The 24899-nt window shown below is 63.5% G+C and carries 24 protein-coding genes; 12 read left to right on the forward strand and 12 right to left on the reverse strand.

Annotated features, from left to right (window positions below; genetic code table 11):
* The first annotated feature begins 5 nt into the window (after window positions 1-5).
* On the forward strand, window positions 6-767 hold the full coding sequence (gene glpR / locus HAH_RS05235; RefSeq protein WP_014039978.1) for an HTH-type transcriptional regulator GlpR: 762 nt from the start codon (window positions 6-8) through the stop codon (window positions 765-767).
* A complete protein-coding gene (gene pfkB / locus HAH_RS05240) occupies window positions 764-1672 on the forward strand; it encodes a 1-phosphofructokinase (protein WP_014039979.1) in 909 nt (302 codons plus the stop codon). The genes glpR and pfkB overlap by 4 nt, the downstream gene beginning before the upstream one ends.
* Window positions 1673-1726: 54 nt before the next feature.
* Here the strand turns inward: pfkB and HAH_RS05245 are convergent, their stop codons facing one another.
* Together HAH_RS05245 and HAH_RS05250 are read right to left on the reverse strand one after the other, a co-directional pair.
* Window positions 1727-2854 carry a hypothetical protein gene (locus tag HAH_RS05245; protein WP_014039980.1) on the reverse strand — a complete coding sequence of 376 codons (1128 nt, stop codon included), beginning with the start codon at window positions 2852-2854 and terminating at the stop codon, window positions 1727-1729.
* A 3-nt stretch (window positions 2855-2857) separates the two neighbouring features.
* Window positions 2858-3640, reverse strand: coding sequence for a class I fructose-bisphosphate aldolase (locus HAH_RS05250; protein WP_004962592.1), 783 nt, complete (start codon window positions 3638-3640; stop codon window positions 2858-2860).
* Window positions 3641-3759: 119 nt separating this feature from the next.
* Here HAH_RS05250 and HAH_RS19890 point away from each other — a divergent pair, with 119 nt between their 5' ends.
* Complete coding sequence (locus tag HAH_RS19890) at window positions 3760-3903, forward strand: DUF7557 family protein (protein WP_004962590.1); 144 nt, start codon at window positions 3760-3762, stop codon at window positions 3901-3903.
* Here the strand turns inward: HAH_RS19890 and HAH_RS05255 are convergent.
* Window positions 3900-4349 carry a DUF5799 family protein gene (locus HAH_RS05255; RefSeq protein WP_044952187.1) on the reverse strand — a complete coding sequence of 150 codons (450 nt, stop codon included), beginning with the start codon at window positions 4347-4349 and terminating at the stop codon, window positions 3900-3902. The two genes, HAH_RS19890 and HAH_RS05255, sit on opposite strands and share 4 nt — an antisense overlap.
* Window positions 4350-4525: 176 nt before the next feature.
* On the opposite strand from HAH_RS05255, the gene HAH_RS05260 reads away from it, so the two are divergent.
* Window positions 4526-5809: an FIST signal transduction protein gene (locus HAH_RS05260; RefSeq protein ID WP_011222973.1), complete on the forward strand. Its 1284-nt coding sequence runs from the start codon at window positions 4526-4528 to the stop codon at window positions 5807-5809.
* A 53-nt stretch (window positions 5810-5862) separates the two neighbouring features.
* Here the strand turns inward: HAH_RS05260 and HAH_RS05265 are convergent, their stop codons facing one another.
* Window positions 5863-6258 carry an OsmC family protein gene (locus tag HAH_RS05265; RefSeq protein ID WP_004962584.1) on the reverse strand — a complete coding sequence of 132 codons (396 nt, stop codon included), beginning with the start codon at window positions 6256-6258 and terminating at the stop codon, window positions 5863-5865.
* Between the two features lie 104 nt (window positions 6259-6362).
* On the opposite strand from HAH_RS05265, the gene HAH_RS05270 reads away from it, so the two are divergent.
* Window positions 6363-6734, forward strand: a complete 372-nt coding sequence (locus HAH_RS05270; RefSeq protein ID WP_014039983.1) for a hypothetical protein — start codon at window positions 6363-6365, stop codon at window positions 6732-6734.
* A 52-nt stretch (window positions 6735-6786) separates the two neighbouring features.
* A complete protein-coding gene (locus HAH_RS05275) occupies window positions 6787-7641 on the forward strand; it encodes a UbiA family prenyltransferase (protein ID WP_023843193.1) in 855 nt (284 codons plus the stop codon).
* A 72-nt stretch (window positions 7642-7713) separates the two neighbouring features.
* On the opposite strand, the gene HAH_RS05280 is transcribed toward HAH_RS05275, so the two are convergent.
* Window positions 7714-8373 (reverse strand): DnaJ domain-containing protein, encoded by a 660-nt coding sequence (locus tag HAH_RS05280; protein WP_014039985.1) that lies wholly within the window; start codon window positions 8371-8373, stop codon window positions 7714-7716.
* Between the two features lie 127 nt (window positions 8374-8500).
* On the opposite strand from HAH_RS05280, the gene HAH_RS05285 reads away from it, so the two are divergent.
* The 3 genes from HAH_RS05285 to HAH_RS05295 all read left to right on the forward strand — a co-directional run bounded on the left by HAH_RS05285 (window position 8501) and on the right by HAH_RS05295 (window position 11894).
* The gene (locus HAH_RS05285; protein ID WP_008309944.1) at window positions 8501-9049 is read left to right on the forward strand and encodes a DUF1684 domain-containing protein; all 549 of its coding nucleotides are present in this window, start codon (window positions 8501-8503) and stop codon (window positions 9047-9049) included.
* Between the two features lie 70 nt (window positions 9050-9119).
* Entirely contained in the window at window positions 9120-9980 is an 861-nt protein-coding gene (locus HAH_RS05290; RefSeq protein WP_014039986.1) for a CPBP family intramembrane glutamic endopeptidase, read from the forward strand.
* A 264-nt stretch (window positions 9981-10244) separates the two neighbouring features.
* Window positions 10245-11894 carry a PAS domain S-box protein gene (locus HAH_RS05295; protein WP_023843194.1) on the forward strand — a complete coding sequence of 550 codons (1650 nt, stop codon included), beginning with the start codon at window positions 10245-10247 and terminating at the stop codon, window positions 11892-11894.
* Window positions 11895-11962: 68 nt separating this feature from the next.
* Here HAH_RS05295 and HAH_RS05300 read toward each other — a convergent pair whose 3' ends face one another.
* The 4 genes from HAH_RS05300 to HAH_RS05315 all read right to left on the reverse strand — a co-directional run bounded on the left by HAH_RS05300 (window position 11963) and on the right by HAH_RS05315 (window position 17875).
* Window positions 11963-14023 carry a TRAP transporter permease gene (locus HAH_RS05300; protein ID WP_014039988.1) on the reverse strand — a complete coding sequence of 687 codons (2061 nt, stop codon included), beginning with the start codon at window positions 14021-14023 and terminating at the stop codon, window positions 11963-11965.
* A 45-nt stretch (window positions 14024-14068) separates the two neighbouring features.
* Window positions 14069-15235 carry a TAXI family TRAP transporter solute-binding subunit gene (locus HAH_RS05305; protein WP_014039989.1) on the reverse strand — a complete coding sequence of 389 codons (1167 nt, stop codon included), beginning with the start codon at window positions 15233-15235 and terminating at the stop codon, window positions 14069-14071.
* Window positions 15236-15898: 663 nt separating this feature from the next.
* Window positions 15899-17257 (reverse strand): NAD(P)/FAD-dependent oxidoreductase, encoded by a 1359-nt coding sequence (locus tag HAH_RS05310; RefSeq protein ID WP_014039990.1) that lies wholly within the window; start codon window positions 17255-17257, stop codon window positions 15899-15901.
* Window positions 17258-17353: 96 nt separating this feature from the next.
* Window positions 17354-17875 (reverse strand): response regulator transcription factor, encoded by a 522-nt coding sequence (locus HAH_RS05315; protein ID WP_023843195.1) that lies wholly within the window; start codon window positions 17873-17875, stop codon window positions 17354-17356.
* 216 nt (window positions 17876-18091) lie between these two features.
* Here HAH_RS05315 and HAH_RS05320 point away from each other — a divergent pair, with 216 nt between their 5' ends.
* Window positions 18092-19045, forward strand: a complete 954-nt coding sequence (locus tag HAH_RS05320; protein WP_014039992.1) for a D-2-hydroxyacid dehydrogenase — start codon at window positions 18092-18094, stop codon at window positions 19043-19045.
* A 30-nt stretch (window positions 19046-19075) separates the two neighbouring features.
* Here the strand turns inward: HAH_RS05320 and asd are convergent, their stop codons facing one another.
* The 3 genes from asd to HAH_RS05335 form a co-directional block, all read right to left on the reverse strand.
* Window positions 19076-20113 carry an aspartate-semialdehyde dehydrogenase gene (gene asd, locus HAH_RS05325; RefSeq protein WP_023843196.1) on the reverse strand — a complete coding sequence of 346 codons (1038 nt, stop codon included), beginning with the start codon at window positions 20111-20113 and terminating at the stop codon, window positions 19076-19078.
* A gap of 68 nt (window positions 20114-20181) precedes the next feature.
* Window positions 20182-20616: a hypothetical protein gene (locus HAH_RS05330; RefSeq protein ID WP_014039994.1), complete on the reverse strand. Its 435-nt coding sequence runs from the start codon at window positions 20614-20616 to the stop codon at window positions 20182-20184.
* Window positions 20617-20674: 58 nt separating this feature from the next.
* Window positions 20675-22900: an AAA domain-containing protein gene (locus tag HAH_RS05335; protein WP_014039995.1), complete on the reverse strand. Its 2226-nt coding sequence runs from the start codon at window positions 22898-22900 to the stop codon at window positions 20675-20677.
* A gap of 104 nt (window positions 22901-23004) precedes the next feature.
* Between HAH_RS05335 and HAH_RS05340 the strand changes: the two genes are divergently transcribed.
* Together HAH_RS05340 and HAH_RS05345 are read left to right on the forward strand one after the other, a co-directional pair.
* On the forward strand, window positions 23005-24045 hold the full coding sequence (locus HAH_RS05340; protein ID WP_014039996.1) for a tyrosine--tRNA ligase: 1041 nt from the start codon (window positions 23005-23007) through the stop codon (window positions 24043-24045).
* Between the two features lie 12 nt (window positions 24046-24057).
* Window positions 24058-24747, forward strand: a complete 690-nt coding sequence (locus tag HAH_RS05345) for a class I SAM-dependent methyltransferase (RefSeq protein ID WP_014039997.1) — start codon at window positions 24058-24060, stop codon at window positions 24745-24747.
* Window positions 24748-24899 lie beyond the last annotated feature (152 nt).

Consider the following 24899-nt stretch of genomic DNA (forward strand, 5'->3'; position numbering starts at 1 on the left):
AGAGAATGCTCCCGGCCGAGCGAAAGCGCACTATCGTCCAGTTGGTGACAGAGCGAGACGGCTGTTCAGTGTCGGAACTGGCCGCGGAACTCGAGTTTTCGAAGGCGACGATCCGCCGTGACCTCCGGGACCTGGAGTCGCAAGGCCGCATCAAGCGGTCCCACGGCGGCGCAGTACCGGCGTCCTCCGCCGGGACCGAACGACCGTACGGCCAGCGCGAGGTTGACCACTACGCGGAGAAACAGGCCATCGGCGAGCGAGCCGCACAGGAAGTCCGTGAGGGCCATGTGGTCTGTTTCGATGCGGGCTCGACGACGATGGAAGTCGCTCGTGCGATTCCGGACACCGACTACGTCGCGGCGACGAATATGCCGGAACTCGCCACCGAGGTGGCCGAGCGAGACGTCGATGCGAAACTCACCGGTGGAAGTCTCCGACCGCGGACCCGGGCGCTCGTCGGCCCGATGGCCGAGCGAGCCATCGGGCGAATGAACTTCGACCTGTTGTTTCTGGGGACGAACGCCCTCGACAGCGCCGCCGGGCTGTCGACGCCAAATGAAGACGAGGCGGCCGTCAAGGAAATCATGGTCGAGCGCGCCCGCCGGGTCGTGCTGGTCGCCGACGCGTCGAAGTTCGGCGACCGGAGCTTCGTCAGCTTCGCCGATCTGGACCAGGTCGACCTGCTGGTCACTGACGCCAGCCCGTCAGGGGCGCTCGCCACGGCACTCGCGGACGCCGACGTGACCGTCGAGGAGGTCAGCACATGATCGTCACCGTCACCTACAACCCCGCCGTCGACCAGACGATTCAGTTCGACGAGCAGATGGCTCCCGACCGTGTGATGCGGGCCGACGAGGCGCAGTTCGACGCGGGCGGGAAGGGCATCAACGCCGCGCAGTTCCTCACCGCGATGGACCGGCCCTGCGTTGCGACGGGACTGCTAGGTGGGTTCACGGGGTCGTTCATCAGAGAGACGCTGCAAGACGACGGCGTCGAGACAGCCTTCGTCGACGTGGACGGGACAACGCGGCTCAACACCACCGCTATCGCAGCCGCGGGGGAGTACAAGCTAAATCAGGCCGGACCGACTGTCGGCGAGTCGGTTGTCGACGCGCTGCTCGAACAGGTGCGAGCGCAGTCCCCCGACCGCGTACTCATCGGTGGGAGCCTGCCGCCGGGGCTGTCCCCCAACGCTATCGACCGCATTGCGGCCGGTGGCGACTGGGAGACCATCGTCGACACCGGCGGCGATGTCCTTCGAGAGCTCGACGCGCAGTATGGACTTTGCAAGCCGAACCGCGCCGAACTCGGGGACGCGACCGGGGCCGACGTCTCTACCGTCGAGGGGTGTGCGGACGCGGCGGACGCGTTCCGGGACCGGGGCTTCGACCGGGTGCTGGCCTCCCTCGGCGCGGACGGCGCGGTCCTTGTCGGCGACACAGGCCGACTGTACGCGGAGGCGCTCGACATCAATGTTGTCGACACCGTCGGGGCCGGCGACGCGCTCCTCTCTGGCGTCCTGAGCGCCTGGGAAGCCGGCGCGGACGACGAGACGGCGCTCCGGACCGGCGTGGCCGTCTCATCGCAGGTCGTCCAGCGGGCCGGCACGGCCGTTCCGGACCTGAACGATATCGGCTCACTCCGGGATGGCGTGACGGTCCGACAGCTGTAGCAGGCGGAAACTGGTTTTGGCGGCAGTCGAAAAATCAGAAACGGTGCGGACCGCTCAGAACTTCTCCAGATACTCGTCGACGAACGCGCGCACGTCGGCCAGCGACGGCTGGTCCGCGGTCCGGACGAAGTAGCCGGCGACGGCGTTGCCGACGACGACGGCGGCCGCAGGCGAGAGGTCGGCGATGCGGGCCAGCCCCAGTCCGGCGTTGAAGTGGTCGCCGGAGCTGGTCGTCAGCTCCGGGTCCGAGACCGAAGGCACGGCCACGCTGTCGGTGCCCGCGGCGGTGACGACGACCGACTGCTCGACACCGTGGCCGACGAACCAGGTCGGTTCCAGCGCCTCGAACACTGCCTCGGCGTCGTCGGCGAACGACCGCTCGGCGTCGCCGGCGTAGGCGTCCGCGAGGACACCCGTTTCGGCACGGTTCGACGTGACCACCACGTCGGTCACTTCGTCCAGCCGGCCGATGGCCTCCCGACCGGCGCGCAGCCGGTCGGCGTCGAGTTTTCGTACGTCACCGGGGTCGACCAGCACGGTCTTGGGCGGGTCGTCAATACCATCCCACAGGGTACGGAGGCCGTCGAAGACCGTCGGCAGGTCTGGCGTCTCTGACCAGTAGCCAGTTCCTAACAGGCTCGCGCCGTCGAGTTTCTCGGCCAATCGGTCGTGGCCGAAGGCCGCGTCGAGTTCGGCCCAGTCAAGCGACATCGTGTCGCCGATTTCCGTGAGCATGAGCTTCCCGTCGTCGAACTCGACAGCGTCGGTGACGCCGGGTTCACCCAGCGAATGGAGTTCGTACTCGCCGAACTCCGTCTCGAATGCGTCGTGGACCGGGTCGCCGTACATCCCGACCATCACGGGGTCGAACGACCAGCCGCCGAAGGCCCGCGCGAGGTGGCTGGTGTGGCCGCCGGTTCGGCTGCCCTGCTGGAGCCACTCGAAGGAGAGCGAACTGTCGGCGGCAACGGAGCGGTCGATACGGTCGCCGAAACTCTCCAGTGTAGCGAGGCGCTCGTGGCTCTCGGGGTCGATGCGGTCAGCGACGACCTCTCGGACGCGGTCGAGGTAGCCGTCGAAACCGAAGACGACCCGCCCGGTATCGATAGCGTCGGGGAGCGCGTCGCTGGTGGGCAACGCCTCATCCGCTGTGGCGACGGCTCGGCGCGTCTCCTCGTCCATGGCCTACAGGACGTCGTCGGCTGTCGCGTCCTCGAAGATGACGCCTTCGAGTTTGTCCAGAATGTCGTAGGGGTCGTCGCGCTGCCAGACGTTGCGGCCGACCGCGAGGCCGGCGACGCCGACGTCCATGCAGTCCTCGACGAGTTCGAGGAAGTCGCGGTCCGAGGTCTTCGACCCGCCGGAGAGCAGGACGCGGTTGTCTGCGGCCGAGCGGACGGCGTGGGCCATCGCTTCCTTGTCGCGCGGGTACTTGACCTTCGTGAAGTCAGCCCCGAGTTCGAGCCCGATTCGGGCCGCGTAGGCGATGGTCGACGGACTGCGGTGCTCCTTGATGGCCTGTCCGCGCGGGTACGACCACATCGCAATCGGCAGGTCGTGGTCGCGGGCGTTCTCCTGCACCGGGCGGAAGTCCTCGAACATATCGGTCTCGCGGTTGACACCCGGGTAGACGGTGTAGCCGATGGCGTCAGCACCGAGTTCGGCCGCGTAGTCGACCGACCAGTTCTGGGGCGAGTACGGGTCGCCCATCCAGAGGTCCGAACCGCCGTTGAGCTTCGCCAGCAGGTTCACGTCGTCTTCGTAGCTCGGGTAGTACGTTTCGGCGAGGCCCTTCCCGACAGCTAGCGCCGTCACGGCGTCGTGGGTCGCCATCTCGAACACCTCACGCGGGTCGAGGCGCTCCTCGACGCCGCTGAACTGCTTGGGACCGTGTTCCAGCCCGTGGTCGTGTGCTAGCACCAGCGTCTTGTCGTTCCGTACGAGCGGTGAGTCACCCAGTGGTCGCATGTGTCATGTTTCTACCCAGAACGACCATTAACCGTTTTCGGTTCTGATTTGTTACTACTGTTCGCGTTTGTTTTTGACCGAGGGCGGGAATTAAGTGTGTTCCAGTGAAAGGTTCAGGTATGCCATCCGTGGAACTGGACGCCGAAACAGTGGCGCGCCTTGACGACCTCCGTGTCGAGGACGAGTCGTACGACGAAATCGTGACGGAACTCATCAACATCTACGAGGCCGAGGAGCTAACACTGTTTCACAGCGGCGACTAACCCTGGGCCTGCTCACAGACGGACTTCCAGCGCCCGTTCGACTCCAGTTTCTCCTGCAGTTGCTCAGCGTACGCCTGTGCGAGCCGTGCCGCCTCTTCCTCCTGTTGTTTGTTCCCGCCACTGGACCCACCTATTCCAAGCGCGTCCTTGACACCTGAGAGGAGACCGCCGCCTGAGCCTCCGGACTTGTCACCGCCGGGACCGCCCATCGGCCCTTGATTGGCGACCCGTTCCATCTCGGGCATGACGCTAGAGAGCTTCGACGTATCGGCGACGATTCGAGCGGCGTCTGGGTCACCCGGGTTCTCGATCTCGAACTCAACGGCAGTCATCACCAGCCCCCACTGCTGGCTTGAGAACGACGACGCTTTGACCTGTTCGTTGAACCGCTGGTCGACCGCCATCCGTTCGCCGGCGATGCGGTCGGTCCAGTTTGAATCGCTCATAAACTGGTGTTTGCGGGCCGGCGGTATGAGCGTTTCCTGCTCCATGCGGTGTTCTACGGTAAAAAGTATCGTGTCCGGGCCGACTGTTACGGCGCTGACTGCCGCGACCGCTACGTATTATTGTCTCCAAAACGGTTCCAATATGTTAAGTTAGCTCACGATATACTTGTATCTCAATGACTACTGAGTTTGGGACAGGGCAGGCGACGGGGGACTCGGGAGATGCAGCAGCGATGGACGCCATACGGGAAGCTATGGCCGACATCTCGGCCAGCGAACCGGACTTCTGTCAGATTTTCTGCTCCCCGGCATATGATTACGATGCGGTACTGTGGGGTGCGCGAAGTGTTGTCGGTTCAGATACCGAAATCGTTGGCTGTTCGTCTTCCGGGGAGTTCACTGAAACCGGCTCGGGGAACGGAACTGTTACAGTCGGCGTCGTTTCGTCGGACTCGATGCGGTTCTTCTCCAGCATTTCGACTGAACTCAGTGCTGATCCCGAACGCTGTCTGTTCGAAGCCGTTCATGACCTCCCCGCGAGCGGCGACCCTGCTGTCGATGGGTATCCGCATCGGACGATCATCAACCTCCACGACGGCATGGCCGGAATCGGAAACAAGGTCACGCGACTCACCGAGCAGTACCTCGACGACGAGGAGACGCCGGTCGTCGGCGGGTCTGCGGGTGACGACCTCCAGTTACAGCAGACCCACGTCTTCCGGAACGACCGCGTCGAGACGGACGCCGTCGTCCTCACGCTCATCGCCGCAGAGGACGCGCTCCCGGTGACCGTCAATCACGGCCACGAACCGATCTCCGAGGCGATGACGGTAACCCGTGCAGAGGGAAGCACTGTGTACGAACTCGACGGCAGACCTGCCTTCGAAGCCTGGCGGGACGCGATTCGGGAGGACGCGATGGAGACATACGATATCGATGTCGACGAGCTGGAGGCGGGGTCGGAAGACCTTGTCATGTTGCTCGGTCGCTACGAGCTCGGTATCGAGTCGGAGCCAGAATCTGACGCGGACGGACTCGCTTCCCGAATCAAGACCTTCATCGAGAGTAAACTCATCTCGACGACGGGATACAACATCCGATGGCCGGGCCATACAACCGACACCGAGGGGCCGCTGGACTTCGCTGTCACTGTCTCCGAAGGAACGGAAGTGGTGGTGACACATAGCAATAAATCCGACCAGGTGTATGCGGTCCGGAACGCCGCCAACAACGCTGTCAATGAACTCCGCGGCGGAAGCGTCGCGGGTGGGTTCGTCTACGACTGTGCCTGCCGTGCGATGATTCTCGGCGAGGATTTCGATGACGCCGTCGACACGATTCACAGCGCTATCGACGCGCCCTTCGCCGGCTTCGAAACCTACGGTGAAGTCTGCTCGGCCGACGAGGATTACACTGGCTATCACAACACTTCCTCAGTCATCCTGCTGTTCCCGGAGTGACGACTACGGGACTGCGACCAGCGAAGAATAAACGCCACTCTTGTTCCTGTCCCTCAGACGCCGGACTCGATGGTGATTTCGGCGTGTAGCTCATCCTGCAGCGCCGAGTGGACGTGACAGATGTCCTCGGCGAGTTCCACGATATCCTGCTCTTCGTCGGCGAGTGACGCCTCGACCTCGACGTGGAAGTCAATGTATTCCAAGTCGTCGTCCTCATCGAGACCCGCAGCGACCTCGACATCGACGCTGCCGATGTCCTCGTGGCCGTACTTGTCGGCGGCGACGCGCAGTGCCGGGATATAACAGGAGGCGTAGTCGGCGGCCAGAATCTCGTTCGGCGACGGGCCGTTCTCGCTCAGCGCATCGACGATAAGCTCCCACTCGCCGTTGATAATACTCTCTACTGTGTATCCTTCCTCGCAGGTGCTCTCGACTTCGATATCTGCCATAGCAATCCTGTGGACACGGCCCTCCCCCTAAACGTTTCCTGCATGGCATTTCTGTGCGGGGCACTGCCGAAGGATAATACACTTCCAGCCCGTACAAAGAGGCAATGGAACACCTCGCACCGTCGAACGTGCCGGTGTACGCGACGCGGGAACACCAGCGCGAGATCTGGGAGCGCTGTCGGGACCGTGGACACCCGGTCCTCGCCGTCAGAGAGGCGACGCGGGGATTCATCGTCCGGTACGACCTCCAGCACCTGTCCTATGAGCTCTCTGACGCCACCGTTCAGGCGCTTCGGGACCGTGTGCGGTCCCGCCGACCGTACCCGACGACGACGGACCCGATCTCGGAGACGGAGGGCGTCGGCGGCGAGGCCGGCCCGGTGTCCGGCGAACTCCACGCGGGTACCGAACGGGCTGCCAGAGAATTGGCCTCGCACATCTCGGGGTTCGTGCTGGACCGGTCGAACTGGCGGTAGTACCGAAACAACGCGGATGGGGATTTTTCCCACAGCCGTGCCTTGAGTTCGTATGGCAGTCGCCCGACACGAAACCGGTCCGTTCGCGGCCGTGAGTGCCCTTGCTTCGCAGGTCCATCCGGTGTTTATGCTGCCACCACTCGCGACCTCGCTGTTCGGTGGGTTGCTCTCCGGTGGGTTCTGGCCGCCGGTGGCCGCGCTCCACGCGGGTGCGATGTTCTTCGCCGTCTACACGGCTCACGTCAAGGACGGTTACGTCGATTTCCACGTCCGCGGCGAGGACGACGACCACCCGCTCACTGGTTCGGGCTGTCGCATGGCGCTGATCGGCGCAGCCCTCGGCTTCGCGCTCTGTACGGCGGCCATCTGGCTGCTGGTCGGTCCCGGCGCGGCGCTGTTGACGCTTCCGACCTGGGTCATCGGGTACACCCACGCGCCGCAGTTGGACATGAACCCCGTCGGCGCGACGATGGGCTACCCGACGGGCATCGCGCTGGCGTTGCTAGGCGGCTACTACGCTCAGGTGACGACGCTGACACCGCGAGCACTCGGTCTCGCGGCCGTGTTCCTCCTGCTGTTGACCGGCATCAAGATTATCGACGACGAGCAGGACTACGACTACGACCGGTCGATACAGAAACGGACCGTCGCCGTTGTCCTGGGCCACCAACGCGCCCGGCGGCTCGCGTTCGGCCTGTTCGGCGCGGGCCTCCTTGGAATTGTCGGGCTGTCCGTGGCATTGCCCGGGGTTCCGCCGAGCGCCGCGGCGGCTGCGCTCGTCTTCGGGACGGTTGCGGCTATCGCCCAACGAGGCGACCCCGAAACCGCGACGATGCTGCTGATTCGCGGGTCGTATCTCCTGTTGGCCGTCCTCGTCACTGCTGTCTGGTTCCGACCGCTAGCGTGAGTGTGGCTGTTCTGCAAGTCGCTCGCCTCGCAGCTAGCCGCAACTGCACTCGCTCGAACCACACCTCGTCGGTCAGCCTGAAATGTGTGTGAGCATGTGGGTCGCTGAGACGACCAGCGATATCGTCACCATCGAGACGGCCATGACGCTGGCGACAACCGGCGAGAGGTCCCCGGTGAGGCCACCGACTGCGAGCAGCACGGCGGCAATGATCGTACAGACCAGCAGGGCCAGATGGACGAATAGCCACGGACCGATACGTCGCAGTGAATCGAGCAGCGTCTCGACTCCCGACGGCTGTGTCGGCCGGACTCGCTGGCCGGGCTTGTAGTACTCTGTGGCAGTCCCGTAGCCCGTGCTTCCGCCACGAGTCTGGGTGGGCCGCTGTGTCGCTTTCGCCGTTGCCCCGCCCGTCGTCCCTGTGTCGACCCGCTGGTCGACGTACTGCTGTGCGATGTCACTGACACCGCCCGTGGCTGTTCCGCCGTCCGCGCCGCTGTCGACGTGCCTGTTGACGTATGCGTCGTGACCGAGCCGGTCGTATCGCGCTCGCTCGGCCTCGTCCGTGAGCACGTTCTTCGCCTGCGTGAGTCGCTTGAACCGTTCTCCCGCGGCGGGGTCGTCACTCACGTCCGGGTGATGCGCTTTCGTCTGTTCCCGGTAGGCGCGGACTATCGTCTCCTCGGTGGCATCTGGGTCCACCCCCAGAATACCGTAGAACGTCGCTTCCATACACACCCCTGTGTATTTATCCAGTTGGACTAGGCGTATAATAAGGTACCCACTCCCTCACGCTGCGATATCGCTCGTCTGTCGCCGAGTCGCCGGACTGAAACTGCGTGGCCGCCACCGTCTCTGTATGGACGAAGACACCAAAGACTGGGAGACACAGTTGCAAGCGAATCGGGACGAGAAAGACCGGTTCTTCGCGGAGCACCGCCAATCCCCGATTCCGCCGGAAGACCGCGACGACTTCGACGGACTCAGCTACTTCGACCCGGACCACGACTATCGGGTCGAGGCGACGGTTACGGTCCACGAGACGCCGGAGTCAGTCGATCTGGAGACGAGCGACGACCGAACGGTGCGCTATCTCCACGTCGCGACGCTGTCGTTCGACCTCGACGGCGAGTCCCGCGAACTCCACGCGTTCCGGCAGGCCGCCGACGAGTCCCGGACGCTCTTTGTTCCGTTCCGGGACAAGACCACCGGACAGCAGAGCTACGACGGCGGCCGATACATGGAACTGGAACCCGACCGCGACCTGAGCGACGGCGACGAGATTACGCTGGATTTCAACCTCGCGTACTCGCCGTTCTGTGCCTATAGCGACACCTTCTCCTGTCCGCTCCCGCCGGAGTCGAACTGGCTCGACACCGCGGTGACGGCCGGAGAGCGGATCGACTGAGGCATCTCCGCCGGCAGTCACGACCAACACCAAACGAATTGTTTACACATCGCCACGACCAAAGCAGTGTATGGCAACCGCGACCCGCGACAGTCCGATTCTGCAGGCCTTCCAGTACGGGTTTACGCTCTTCTCTGCGCTCTCGCTGGGGGTGATTGGCCTGGGATTCGGATCGATCCTGCTTCTCACCATCGCATTTTCGCTGTCACTCGGTGCAGGAGTACAGATAACGCAAGTACAGACGCTGGTTCTCGGGCTGATAACGGTCCAGGGAATCGGCTGCCCGGTCATCGCGTACACGTACATCAAGCTCAGACCGGTGATCAGAACGAAGCTCCGCGAGGTGTTCTCTTACTCTGCGGACAGCGGCGAGTTCGATATCGGTGTTTCTGTGCCGAGTTTCCGCGAGGCCGCCATCGTCGTGCTGGGCTACGCCAGCGCGATGGTCGGACTCGTGGTAGTAGCCGTCATCATCACGACGCTCGTCTCGATGTTCGGAATCGAAACGGCAACCAATCAGGCCGCGGAGATCGGCATGGAGAACCCCGATGTCCTCCTCCTGTTGATTCCCGCCTCGTTCCTCCTCATCGGTCCGGGCGAGGAACTGCTGTTCCGCGGGGTCGTTCAGGGCCGCATTCGGGACTACTTCGGCCCGATTTCGGGCGTCACCATCGCGAGCGTCATCTTCGCCGGCATTCACTACCCCGCCCTCAGCGGCGGATCGGTCACGGGCAAACTTGTCGGGGTGTGTGCCCTCCTCATTCCGTCGCTCATCCTCGGTGCAACCTACGAGTACACAGACAACATCGTCGTTCCGTCACTCATCCACGGCGCGTACAACGCCACGCTGTTTACTGGCCTCTACGTCACCGTGAAGTTCAGTGGTGAACTCTCGTCCGCCGCGGGTGTCCTCAGTAACAGCGGGTTCTGACCGGCCCCTGCCCCAGCAGGCCCATACTATAGTACGTTTGTAAATCATGTGATTGGTTGCCTGGCTTGCACACGCAAGGGAGCTGGTGTTTTTTTATGATCGTGTGAACTCTAAAGCAGTGCTAACGGGGCTTACAGTGGCGTTATGTCCGAACTACCACTTTATCACGCTCTCGACTTTTTACCCAGTAGCAGAACCTGAATCGGAGATATTACTTTGAAATGACAAACGTCTTATTAGCGTTTTTGTACAACATTCAAACAGATGGTTGGTTCAGTGCGCGTCTTACATATCGATGACGAACCGGACTTTGCCGATCTAACTGCGGCATATCTCGAGCGGGCCATGGATTCATTCAGCGTCGACACCGCGATGCGGGTCGACGAGGTCATCACGGACCGCCCGCAGGACACGTATGACTGTATTATCAGCGACTACGATATGCCTGGCATGAACGGGCTGGAGTTCCTCGAACGGATTCGCGAGGACGCACCGAAGCTTCCGTTCATCCTCTACACTGGGAAGGGCAGCGAAGAGATCGCGGCCGAGGCAATCTCCGCAGGTGTCACGGACTATATCCAGAAGGAACCGGGAACGTCCCAGTACACGGTGCTAGCGAACAGGGTGCAAAACGCGGTCGAAGCCCGCAGAGACGAACTGCAAGTCACGCGTGGTCACCGCGCAATGAACGCGGCCTGGGACGGCATCAGCACACTGGACGACGAGGGTCGGTTCACCTATTTGAACGACGCCTACGCAGCCACGTTCGGCTACGAGCGCGACGAGCTTCTGGGCGAACACTGGCAGAAAATCCACTCGGCAGAGAGCCTCAAAACGGTCGATGATGAAATACTCCCGGCTGTCAACGAGAACGGGACGTGGACGGGTGAGACACTGCTCGAACGCGCCGACGGGACACAGTTCATCGGCGAGCACACCGTCGCGAGTATCGCAAATGACGGCTCCGTCTGCGTAGTCCGTGACCGGACTGACCGCGAAGAACTCGACAAACAACTGCGACACGAGCGCGAGCGGTTCCGGCTACTCGTCGATGCGGTCGAGAATTACGCGATGTTTCTGCTCGACCCCGACGGCCTCATCCAGTCGTGGAACGCCGGTGCGAAACAGCTCATGCAGTACGAGGAATCTGATATCCTCGGCGAGCACTTCTCGACGTTTCACACAGAGAAACAGGTGGCCGACGGCATTCCCGACCAACTGCTGCGAGAAGCCGGGGAATGCGGCAAGGCCACCGACCGCGGGCTCCGCGTTCGGAAGGACGGGAGCACATTCTGGGCAGATGTGGCCATCACTGAACTCCGGGAAAACGGCGACTCCCGTGGCTTTGCGAAAGTGGTCAAGGACATCACGGAGGAGATCGAACGGGAGCGGCTACAGGCGACGGCCGAACGCTACCGAGAGAAACTCTACGAGGTCACGAACGATACAGACCGCCGGTTCGAACAGCGGTTAGTCGACGTACTGGAACTCGGTGTCGAGTATCTTGCCGTCGATCAGGGCCATCTCGTCGCAATCGATCCCAAGGCGGGCACGCATGAAATAATCGCTACCAGCGGCGAACCGTCTCTCACCGCCCCCGGCGACATCACATCGCTTTCCGAGACCTACTGCCGACGAACCGTCGAATCCGACGGGATTCTCTCAGTCTACAACGCCGAGCAGCAGGGTCTGGGTGACGACCCCGCATACCAGCGGTACGGTATCGGCTGTTACCTCGGTGCGAAAATCGAAGTCGACGGTGAGCTGTTCGGGACGGTCTGTTTCGTTGCTCGTGACTCCCGGTCGGGCCAGTTCAGACAGGACGAACAGGCCTTCGTCGAACTACTCACCCGCTGGCTCAAGTACGAACTGAGCCGACGCGACGGACAGATTCAGTGGCCGCTAAAACCCTAGAATCTGGGAACGATACCGTGTCGGTCAGCGTCTCGGGCTGACCTAAGACCTGACCTATGGCGGGCAGGTCAGTCGTCGACTGAGGCCTGTTCGGACTGTCCGGTTTCGGATCCGGAATCGTATCTCACCTCCATGTACAGCAACGCGAAGATGGTGAGTGTTGCGACGGTCTGTACGGCAGCGGTCATCGGCGCCAGCGGAGCGAACATCGCTGCTCCCGCAGCCACCAGTAGCCCGGCGCGACTCGGAATCCTGAGTTGGCCAGAGAAGTAGTTGACAATGGCTGCCACGGCGGCGACGAGACCGATTCCCACGACGACGAACGTAATCGGTGTCGCCGGAACCGACCAGAACAACAGGCTATCGTTGACGACGAAGATGTACGGAAGAACAAACAGCGGCGCCCCGAGCACGAGCGACTTTCCGGCAGTCCGCCAGAAATTCCCGCCTGCGACCCTGGCTGTGACGAGGCAGGCGATGGCAACCGGCGGCGTCAGCGCCGAGAGAATCGCGAAGTAGAACACGAAGAAGTGCGCGGCGAGCAGGTCGACACCGGCCTCGGTCAGTGCCGGTGCGATCAGCAGCACGGCCGTGATGTAGGCCGCGACGGTCGGCATCCCGAGACCAAAGAGAAGCGCCGCGATCATCGCGAACATGAGCAACAGCGCGAGCACGCCTCCCGAGAGTTCAACGAGGCTGGAGGCGAACACCTGCGTGAACCCGGTGAGGTTCAACACACCGACGAAGATGTTCATGACGCCCAGCGACACCGCAATCGGGGCTGCGTTTTCCATCCCGCGGCCCAGGCCGTCCATAGTGTCCACGAAGAAGTCGCGGATTCCGTAGCCATCGCGAAAAAAGATCCCCTGGACGAACGCGGCCGGGAACGCGGACATTATCGAGAGGAACCCTGCGTACAGCGGATCGTACAGGAGAACGACCAGTGCGTACAGGAGAACGGCCAGCGGGACCCACAGCGCGAGCCCCTCGACGAGCAGGTTACGAACCGATATCTGACCGAAGGAAACAGCGGTTGTCGTTCGGCCGAAGATCCTATCGAGTGCGTTTTTCCGATCCCTGTCGACCGTCTCTACGTCGGTCAGTTCTTCCTCGTCAATCTCGCTCGTGAGCCCTTCTTTGACGGTTGTCAGATGAACACCGATAGCGACCGTTCCGTAGAACAGGAGTGCCGGCAGGAACCCGATGACGATGATCTTCAGGTAGCTCGTCCCGGTGATCTCGGCCATTATGAATGCCGCTGCACCCATGATCGGTGGCATAATCTGGCCGCCGCTGGAGGCCACCGCCTCGTAGGCCGCTGCGGTATCTCTATCGAGCCCGTGACGCTTGAGCAACGGGATGGTAAACGCGCCCGTCGTCGCCGCGTTGGCGGCCGCGCTGCCGTTGACCGACCCCATACCCATGCTCGCGACCGTCGTCATCTGCGCCAATCCGGACCGGACCCGTTTGCCGATCAGCGTTCCGACCTGGACGAAATACTCCAGCGCGCCGTACGCTTCCAACAGCCCCGCGAGGATCATGAAGATAATAATAAACGTCCCCGAAACCTCGACAATGACGCCGAAGACGCCGCTGCCGAACTCAACTGTCAGACCCTGCACCAGTCGTTCGGCCTGAACTCCATTGTGGTTCAAAATACCCGGGAAATACGGGCCATACAGCGCATAGACAAGGCCAGCTACGCCGACCAGCGACAGCATCGGACCGTAAACCCGCCTGCAGACATCCAACAACAGCAGGATGATCAACAGCCCCATGAACAAGTCGAGGTCGGTGTATATCCCGAGTTGCTCGTAGACGATGCGGTTGAAGGCCGTAAAGAGGTAGACGGCGACGACGGCCGAGAGAGCGGCCTCAAATAGCGTCGCGTAGTTTCCGAACCGCTCCCGGCGCGTCTCGGGTTCGGGGGTATACGCGAGGACAGCCGCCCCGACGAGCATGAATCCGAGGTGGGCGATCTTGTGTTGGTCCTGTTCGAACGGGAACAGCTGGGTGAACCAGAGGTGATAGACCGTCGAGGCGACTCCCAAGGCTATCAGGAACCCGTACTTGGCCATGCGTACCCGGGACGGGTCGACCCAGCTCCCGGTTGTGTGTTCCCCCGTCATGGCTGGCGTTGATGGGGTGGGCGGACGAGAGACGGGTCGCTCGCGTTACCCCTCATACTCCTCAAGTGTGGTCAGTCCGTCCTTCCAGAGGTCCTGCTCCTTGTAATACTTCTCAGCGCCGGGATGGACGGGTGCGTTCGGCGAGGGGAGTATGAATTCCTGCGCGAAGTCCGGACCGGCGCGAGAGAGCACTGAACTCGCCTCACGGACCGCGTCGATGTCCTCCATGACGGTACGGACGAACTCATAGCCCAACTCCTCAGATACCTCGGCCGGGAAGATAGTTTCATAGCCGACGCCAACTGCCGGAATGGAGTCCATTCGAATGTCCTGCCCGTCCCAGAGGCCGGCCGGCGTTTCGATGTACGTGTAGGGCAGATCGGAGTTGGCTAAATCTGACTCGTCGAACTCCCAGTTGACGACCGCGACGTCGGCCTGTGCGCCGGCCTCCTGCGCCCACCCGGTCAGTACTTCACGGCTGACTCCGTAGACCATCATCATATCGAGACGGCCGTCAGCGAACTGTGCCCCCTGGTCTCCCCAGCTCATCGACTGGAGGTCGTACTTGTCCTCGACGTTGTCGATCCCGGACAGTCGGAACCCGTCAAGGCCCGCGAAGTAGTTCGTCCCGCCGCGCTGACCGAACGCCATCGAGACCGACCCGTCTTGGGGAATGTCCGACACCGACTCGATGCCTTCGAGTGCATCGTCAGTCCGCCTGACGAGGTAGTACTCCAGAGTCATGAACGGTAACACCTGCGTCATCGTCTTCCCGACCGGTTCCCCGTACGGGTCTCCGCCGCTGTTTGAGCGCGCGACTGCCCAGTCGGTACTCTGGGCGATATCGATGTCTCCCTGAGCGATCAACCGAGGGTTTGCGGCGGTCCCGCCGGTCGTCTGGGCGCTCATGCTGATGTCGTCGGACTTTTCCGAGAGCAGCTGTGCCATCGCTACCCCCGACGCGTGAGTCGCCGTCTCCGGCCCTGACGTTCCAACTGTCCAATTTGTACTGCCGCCACTGCCGTCGCTGCCGCCGCTGTCTCCACCACTGCCGTCGCTGCCACTGCCGTCGCTGCCACTATCCCCGTCACCACCAGCGCCGCTACCGCCGTCTCCACTACAGCCAGCGAGACATGCGAGGCCAGCGGCACTGACCGTTTTCAAGAAGCTACGCCGCTCGGAAATCGAACCATCCTGATCGTTTCTGAACATTATCTAAGCTACAACTATGCTGTCAACCAATCTATATTTAAATGTTACTGCAAATATCTTTATCATACAGACATCGGCTGCGGAAACAGACAACGCACCCCGAGCAAATTTTCAAATCTCGGGCAATAGTGGCCACTCAGCCGCATTATCGAGACTGTGAAAATCTGAGAGATGTGACTCAACTCGACAGCCCTACTGTTGGGAATACCACTATCAACGGTTCCCGAAGATCCGGCTAACAGGGTACCATCACGGAGAAATTCGTCTCAGTGACACAGCAGAGCCACTGTGGCTCTGTCCGTATCATGTCAAATATTGCCACTAGTAGACTCGAAATGTACGCCCGGAACACTAACGTCCGGCATCATCCTCGGCGGTGTGCCACGTCAGCCGGCAAACCCTCGTGCCGGGCGGGTCGCCGGATACGGCGACCGATTGCGCGAGCGGTGGTAGCCGCGAGCGCGGGTGATTATGGCGTAATCACCGAACGCCCAGACGGTGCAACCGTCTGGCGGGTCGTCGATAGACGACCAAGTGCGGTATGAACCGCGGTCATGTCGCGTGCCCGGGTTCTCCGGGTCGTCATCGTCCCGGTGACGGGTCTCTGTCGGGGATTGAAGGCACGCACTAGCAGTTCGCCGGTCGCACACCTAAGGGTGACGTTCAGACGGCGTAGTCGTCCTCGCGCAGTTGGACGTACTTGCCGTTGCGGTAGGAGAACTTCCCCCACTTGTACCCGAGGACCATCTTAATGCCGTTGAGGCCGCCACGGAGCGCCGCGTCGGCCTTGATGCCACGGGCGTCCATCAGGTCGTTGGCGGTGGTAAAGGCCCGGTCCCAGTCGCCGGGCCGCCAGTCCCGGACCATGTCCGCGAAGGTAACGTTCCGGAGGATTTCGTCGCCGATGGCGTCGTGCCAGGCGTCGTTGTACCGTTCGAGGCGGTCGTTCGCGGCGAGGCGACCGGCTATCTTCCCGGTGCGAACGGCGACGTGGTCGCCGCCCTCGTGGAACGCCGAGGTGGTCCCCATTGCCCCGCCGGCCACAGCGATGCCGGCACCCACCGGGGACTCTATCGGTCGGGTCGAGGAGATCGGGTACGTCTCCGTCCCTTTCGATTTCCCGCGGTCCTCGACGAGCGGGAAGTCCTCGAGATCGTACGCCTGGAACTCCTGTTCGAGCAGTCGCTCGATGTACTGCCGGCCCTGCGGGATGCTCTCGTCGCTCTCTCTGAGCAGGTCCCACTCGCTGCGGTCGTAGGCGTCGATGTCCAACCCGATGGGCATCGTGAGGCCGATGCGGGCGACGGGGGCGTCGTTCGGGAAAATCCACGGATACGCCGTGTGGCCGGGCATGATGCCCCACCAGAACTCGATGAACTCCGGCGTGAACAGTTCCTCGGGCATCCGTCGGTGCTCCTGATAGGCGATGTGGTTGGCCTTGTTCGAGGGCATGATGTCGGCCATCGTCTGTCCGGCCGGGAGGACCTGGTCGAGCGTCCCGCCAGTGACGGTCCGCTGTGGGCCATCCGCGAGGATCACGTACTCAGCGGCGATATCTTCACCGTTGGCCAGCCGAACGGTGTGTCGTGGCGAACTCCCCAGGTCGGTCTCGACGCCGGTGACGCTGACGCCGACGCGGTAGTCCGCGCCCGCTTCCGTCGCCCGTTCGCGGAGCCAGTCGTCGAACCGCGCCCGGTGGAACGTGATGCCGAAGCCGTCGGCGCTGGCGCTGATACCGGTCTCCGTGAGCGTCATCTCCGTCGAGGGGCCGTAGAACTTCGCCCCGTCGAGTTCGCTCAGCACAACATCCTCGGGGAACTCCGACCGTGGAATGTCCATGATGTCGAACCAGTAATCGAGCAGCCCGGCGGCATCAGTCGAGTCCGGCCCCGCCCCCTCGCGGTCGGCTCTGGGGACCCCCTTTTCGAGAAGGACGGCGTCGGCCCCGTGGTCGGCTGCAGCCTCGGCCGCCGACGACCCGGCCGGGCCACCACCCACAATGGCGACGTCTACGTGTTCCATACCCGCTACGGTGTCCCGCGCCCGCTAAAACCTATTGTCTTGCATCGAATCCGCGGTCTGACGACCCTCTGTGTCTGAACTGGAATGCACTGCGCGCTACGGTTCGGACGCTGCGTCGGCGAGTGACACGTCGTGTTGTTCCAGCCGTTCGACGGCCCGCTTGTACGCGTCGCTCTCCGCGAGCGCTGTCGCTCGGACAGCGTCAGCGACTGTGTCTCGTCGGTCGGCAAGTCCCAGGAGTTCCCGACGCTCCGTCTCGTATTCGCACCGGCGCTGAACTGCCGAGAGTACCGACACCAGGGTATCCCGGTCGGCAGGCTTTCTGAGATACGAATCGACGGGAATGTCCAGAATATCCACGTCCGGCTTGACGCTACTGATCATTACGACCGCAGGGGTAACTGACCGCTGTCGGAGCTTTTCGGCGACCGTTTCGCCGCTCAGTTTCGGCATCTGCCGGTCCAGCAGTACCGCATCGATTGAGTCGTCAATCCGCTGTAACCCTGTACGGCCGTCACCGGCCTCTATAACCTCGTATTCTTCCGGAAGCCAAAGTTTGTAGAGCTGTCTATAGTCCGTATCGTCATCGATCACCGCAACGCTCGTCGGTCTCCCCATTCCTTCGAAGTTCTACGTTGGTCATCCTACAAATATGCTAAGATATCGGCGTACTATTACTACAAATTTTACTAATTCAGGATGGTATTTCTCCTGTTCTCTAACTATTGTTAAACCAATACTATTCTCGGCATGCGATCGACGGACTGCCGGCACCGTTTTGAGGCCCCCGCGTGGAACAGCCGGTATGACTCCGCACGTCACAGGAGGGGTTCAATGGCCGACATCGTCGTGACCCGATACGACGTTCACGGAATGCCGGTCGACCAGTACGCGGCAGCGCTCCGGGAGCGACTGCCGGAGTGGGACATCGCCATCGCGGAGACGCCCGAAGCCGAGCGCGACCTGATTGCGAACGCAACGGTTCTGACCGGCAACGATGTCTCGCCGGACCTGGTCGATACTGCCGACTCGCTGAAGCTGTTTGCAGGGACATACGCTGGATACGACCACCTCCCGCTCTCGGAACTGGCCGACCGCGACATCGCGCTTACCACGGCCTCCGGCGTCCACGGTCCGAACGTCGCTGAGAACGTCGTCGGGTCGTGGCTCGCCTTCGCTAGGGGCTTTTTCACCGCTCGCCGCCACCAGCGCGACCACGTCTGGCAGTCGTTCCAGACCGACGATTTCGCCGGCAGCCGCGCCTGTGTCGTCGGCCTCGGCGAGATCGGGGAGGCCATCGTCGACCGGCTTTCCGGGTTCGACGTGGAGACCGTCGGTGTCCGCTACTCGCCCGAAAAGGGTGGGCCGACCGACGAGGTGTACGGCTTCGACGAAATTCACGAGGCGGTCGCCGACGCGGAGTACATCGGGCTCGCCTGCCCGCTCACGGACGAGACGCGCCACCTCATCGACGAGGAGGCGTTCCAGACGATGCCTCCCGACGCGGTGCTCACCAACGTCGCTCGCGGCCCGGTGGTCGACACCGACGCGCTGGTCAGTGCGCTCCAGCGAAACCACATCGACGGCGCGGCGCTGGACGTGACCGACCCCGAACCGCTGCCCAGCGGCCATCCGCTGTGGGACTTCGAGAACGTCCTCATCACGCCCCACAACGCCGGCCACACGCCGAGCTACTACGAGCGGCTGGCCGATATCGTCGCCGAGAACGTCCAGCGGGCCGAGCGAACCGGCGAGTGGGACGGGCTCAGGAACCAGATTGCGCTGTGAGGGCTATCGCTGAACCGAACGCGATAGCCCTTACAGATAGCCGCGCTTGTTCAGCAGTTCGCCGTTCAGCACGCTCGCACCGGCAGCACCGCGCATCGTGTTGTGCGCGAGGCAGTTGAACTGGACGCCGTCGGTCGTCTCGCGGAACCCACCGACTGCGACGCCCATGCCGTCCTCGACGTTGCGGTCCAGTCGCGGCTGTGGGCGGTCGGGTTCCTCGAACACCGTGATGAGTTTCTCCGGCGAGGACGGCAGGTCGATACCGGTAGCCGACTCCATCGCGGCCTCGGCATCAGCCGTGGAGATGTCCTCCGTGGTGTCGGCCCAAACGTTTTCGAGGTGGCCGTCGAGCGTCGGGATGCGGTTACAGGAGGCTGCCACGTCCATCTCGTTGAGATGGACTTCCGCGCCGTCGAACGAACCCAGGAGCTTGCGCGATTCGGTCTCCATCTTCTGCTCTTCGCCACCGATGTGCGGGATGGCGTTGTCGATGATCTCCATCGACGAGACGCCGGAGTAGCCCGCGCCGGAGACGGCCTGAAGCGTCGAGACACGTACGTCGGTCAGGTCGAACTCTCGGTCGAGGGTGGCCAGCGGCGGGACCATCGTAATCGTCGAGCAGTTCGGGTTCTTCAGGAGCGCGCCGTCCCAGCCACGTTCGTCGCGCTGGACTTCGAGGAGGTCGACGTGGTCGGCGTTGACCTCGGGGATGATGAGCGGCACGTCCTCGTCCATCCGGCCGTTCGAGGAGTTCGAGGAGACAGTGTAGCCGGCCTCGCAGAACTCCGGTTCGACCTCCGCGCCGACGCTCGACGGGAGCGAAGAAAAGATGAGATCGACGTCGTCGGGTACCGAATCAGGGTCGGTGGCGCGGACCTCTAACCCGGCCACGTCCTCGGGAATCGGGGAGTCGACGCGCCACTTGGCGGCGTCCTTGTATGTCTCGCCAACGCTTGCGTCGCTGGCCGTCAGTGCTGCAATCTCGAACTCGGAGTGGGGGTCGAGCAGTTGGATCAGTCGCTGCCCGACTGCGCCAGTCGCACCGAGCACACCTACGCGTACAGTCATCGCTTGACACACGGCTGTGGGTGGTCAAAACAGTTTGGATACGGAGCGATACCGCTGCCTTCGTAGGATTACTCACCCTCGGTGTCCTCGAAGACCCACTCGATGACGCGAGCCTCCACGAGGTCCCGCTCTTCGACGTAGGGGTCGTCGCGGTTCGCCAGCGTCTCCTCGGCTTCGGCGCGCATCTCCGATTCGATCTCCGTGTGGTCCGGCTCGTCCCGGATGTCGTTCAGCAGCGCTTCGAAGTCTTCCCGGAGGTCGAAGGAAGCGCGAGCGGCGTTACACCGGGACAGCGGGCTCATCCCGGTCTCTAACACGAGGTCACGTACCGTCTCCCAATCGGAGTCACAGAAGTAGATGGACACCTCGCCGACGATGTCCTGCCAGGCGATGGGGTCGGCGTGCTTGAGCAGTGGGACCGCCCGCGGCGGCAGGTCCAGACGGGTCGCGGTGTCGGGATTCCCGCACAGACAGCAGGCCTTCTCCGTCTTCCCCGTGTACATGTGAGACAGTTGGGCCGGACGTATTTGGACCCATCGCAGTCGGACCGTAGCTGGCCGGCTATACCGGGATGAACTCGGGGTCAACGTCGTTCAGGCGGTCGGTGTTCGAGACGAACTGATACAGGTCGCTGTAGAGGTCCGTGCACTTCCCGTCGGCGTCGTAGCGGAGCGTGTGCCAGTCGGCGACAACGGCGCAGTAGCGCTTCGCCCGCGTGAGCGCGACGTTCAACCGCCGGGGGCCGTCGACCGGTCGCCCGAGGAACCCGACGTTCCCGTCTGCGTTGCTCCGGACGAGCGACAGCACGATGGCCGTCCGTTCGCCGCCCTGAAACGAGTCGATGGTGTCGACGGTGACGCCGTCAGCGGCGTCAGTACGCTCGGTAAGTATTTCACGGATCTTCGACACCTGCGCGCTGTAGGGCGTGATGACGCCGATCTCCTCGGCGGGCACGTCCGACAACAGATCCTGAACGAGATGCGCGACGAGGCGGGCTTCGGTGGGATTCGTCCTGGAGTGCCCGACGGTCTCGACCCGGCCGCCGACGTTGTACCCCTCTATCGCTGGTCGGTCGGAGAGCGGGTTGACGGCCCGCCCGTTCCGCAGCGTTCGGTCGTAGAACCGCCGGTTCGGGAAGTACGCGATGTCCCGGTGCATCCGGTACTGGGTCTGGAGCTGGAGGCCGACACCATCGTAGACGCCGCCGTCAGCGTAGAGATGCTCGAACAGCGAGTGGCCGTAGCTCGACGCCGGCGGTTCGTCGCTCGCGCTGTAGGGCGGGAGCTGTCGGTGGTCGCCGGCGAGCACGGCGCGGTCGGCCCGGACCAGCGGGATACACGACGCCGCACAGGTCGACTGCGTCGCCTCGTCGAGCACGACCAGATCGAACTCCCGGGCGAGCGTGGCGGCGCTGTTGTTCGTCACCGCTACCACGTCGGCCCGCCCGGGTACGTCGCCGTAGGCCCGCCGGACGACGCCGTTCGACGACTGGCCCGCGTTCACGCGGTCGAGGGTGTAGTCGCCGTCGCCGTGCTGGCCGTACGCGTGCAGCGACTGCGGGTCCGCCGCCTCGCGCGTCGACGCCCCCGCAACGAGGTTGTCGACGGCCTGGTTCGAGTCGGCACACACTAGCACGTCCTCACCAGCCTGTGCGGCCCGTCGGACGATTTCGACCAGCGTCCGCGTCTTTCCGGTCCCCGGCGGGCCGTGAATACAGAACAGGTCGTCGGCAAGGAGCGCGTGCTCGACGGCCAGTTGCTGCTCCTGATTCAGTTCCGCGTCGAACTGGTCGCTCCGGGCGGCCGCCCCGTTCGAGAAAGTTATCGGCCGGTCGCCGGCGAGCACGTCCCGGAAGCGGTGGTCAGACAAGGCCTCGACCGCCTCCCGTTCGCGGTCGAACGGAACGGGGTTGAGCAATGCTGTGAGTCCGTAGGTGGCGTCACCGTCGGTGAGCGCGCTTTCCAGTGTCGTCGCCCCGTCGACCTCGGCCCAGTTCACCGCGAGCCAGACCGACCGCCCGCGGATACGCTCGACCGTCGCCGCGACCGGGAACGGGCCGGTCGCTCGGGACCCGTCCACGTCGTGGACCAGCACCTCGTTCCCCTGGTGGATGCCGAAGACGGATTCCACGACGAAGGCCCAGTCGCCGCTCCATTCGGCGGCAACGTCGGCGGGCGGGTCGACGCGGAACCGGTACGTTCCGTCGTCCCTCCCCCGTGCGTGGAGTTCGGGGACCGCGTCGCCACCGGCCTCGTACACCTCGCCCGGCGAGCGCCGCTCGGCCCGTTCTCGGTTGTGCTGGCGAGTCGCTTCGCGTTCGCGTTCGACGTGTGCGTGAAGGCCCGCAATCAGGTCATCTCGCGGTATCGGGTTCCGCGGCGGCTCACTGTCGTCTATCGGTGAGTCGTAGGAGGGCGGGTACGTCTCCGGGACGTAGTCGGAGTGCCAGAAGCGGATCCGGTCGGCGAGTCCCGTGGCCCCGAAGTCGTCCGCGTCGACGAAGTCACGTTCGCCGTCGCGCTCGAAAACGAATATTCCGCCGTGAAGGGAGTGGTCGGTGAAGGCGACGAACTCGCCGGTGAGCCGCGCCGAACCCGGTTCGTGCAGCGGGATGCACACCCAGTCCTCCTCGGGGTGGGCGAGTCCGTCGTGGTGGCTCGCGAACTCGGCGACGGGCCGTGCGGGGATGACATCGCCGCGGTCGTCGAGGGCGTCGTCATCGGGGACACACAGCGTGGCGTCGTCGAGGTCGAAGGACCCGATGACGTGGTCGAACAGGAGCGACATCTACCCCCGATTGTGCCCCGCTGTCGTAAAACAGTACGGCCCACCCCGACAGCCCGTCACACCGGACAGGAACGTTTTAATCGCCGGACCGGCCACACATCGGTATGGATACCGCCGAGCGACTCGATCTGGTGACGCAACACACCACAGAGGTCGTCACCGAGGACGAACTGCGAACGCTGTTCGAGGAGAGCGACCCGTCGGCGTACATCGGCTACGCGCCGACCGGCGAGATGCACATCGGCCACTTCACGACGATGCGAAAGCTCGCGGACTTCCTGCGGGCCGGCGTCGACGTGACGGTCCTCATCGCGGACCTGCACGCCCATCTTGACGACAACAAATCGCCGTTCGACCTACTTGACGCCCGCTCGGCCTACTACGAGACGGCCATCGAGGGCATGATTGAAGCGGCCGGCGCGGACCCCGAGGACGTGACCTTCGTCCGCGGGACCGACTTCCAGCTCGACGAAGAGTACACGCTGGAGATGTACCGGATGGCCGCCGAGACGACCATCTCTCGTACGCAGCGCGCGGCCAGCGAGGTCGTCCGCGAATCTGAGAGCCCGAACCTCGGCGGACTCATCTACCCGCTGATGCAGACGCTTGACGTGAAGGCGCTGGACGCCGACATCGCCTACGGCGGCGTCGACCAGCGCGGCATCTACATGCTCTCGCGCGAAATCCTCCCGGACCACGGCGGCGAGTCGCCGATCTGTCTGTTCGCGCCGCTGCTGTCGGGCCTGTCCGGCGGCAAGATGAGCGCCTCGGACGAAGCGTCGAAGGTCAACCTCACCGACAGCCCCGATGAGGTCGACGAGAAAATCAATCAGGCGTACTGCCCAGCCGGCGAGGTCGAGGAGAACGGCGTGCTGGAGTACCTCAACCACCTCGTCTTCCCGATTCTGGACGTTCGCGGTGAGTCCTTCGTCGTCGAGCGCCCCGAGGAGTACGGCGGGGACCTCACCTACGAGAGCTACGACGAGGTCGAGGCAGACTTCGTCAGCGGCGAACTCCACCCTGCCGACCTGAAGCCGTCCGCCGCAAGCGCGATCTCGGACGTTATCGACCCGGTCCGGGAGCGACTGGCCGACGAGGACGAGCTACTCGCCGAGGCCTACCCCGAAAAGTACGGCGCGGAGTAACGCGGTCGACCGATGCCACCCGCCGACCCAAGCGCCGACAGTGACGAACCGGCGCGCTCGCGGGCCGCCGTCCGCCGGACCTACGAGGACATCGGCGACCACTTCTCGAAGACCCGCGAGTACGCCTGGCCGGAGGTCGAATCGTTCGTCGACGAGTGCGGCAGTGTCGGGACGGCGCTCGATGTCGGCTGTGGCAACGGCCGCCACGCGGAACTGCTCGCTGGGGTCGCTGACCGCGTCGTCGGCCTCGACGCCAGCCGCGCGCTCCTGCGGGCGGCGACCGACCGCGTCGGCGACAGCGTTGCGCTGCTGCAGGGCGATGCGACCCGGCTCCCGCTCACAGCCGGGTCCGTTGACCTCGCGGTGTACGTCGCGACGCTGCATCACCTCCCGTCGCAGGCCGCCCGCCGCGCCAGTCTGGACGAACTGGCCCGCGTCCTCGCGCCGGGCGCTCGGGCGCTCGTCAGCGCGTGGAGCACGGCCCACGACCGCTTCGACGCCGACCCCGACGCGGACGAGGGCTTTGACACGACCGTCGACTGGACGCTCCCCGGCGGCGAGACGGTCCCGCGGTTCTACCACATCTACGCGCCGGCCGAGTTCGAGCGCGATGTCGCCGACAGCGACCTCCGGCTCGTCTCGATGGAGCTGTCAAGCGGCAACTGTTACGGGGTCGTCGAGCCAGAAGGGAAACGCACTTAATTGCCTTCCATCTATGGATGTGTACGTTCGCACTCGGGCGAAACACAGTCCATCTGGTCTGTGTCCGCACGAGTGAGTGGCGGTGGTGAGCAAATCCAACGGATTTGCGAACGACGCCGCGCGCGAACGCAGTGAGAGCGCGACGGTGGCGA

The organism is Haloarcula hispanica ATCC 33960 (assembly GCF_000223905.1).
GTDB classification, from domain to species: domain Archaea; phylum Halobacteriota; class Halobacteria; order Halobacteriales; family Haloarculaceae; genus Haloarcula; species Haloarcula hispanica.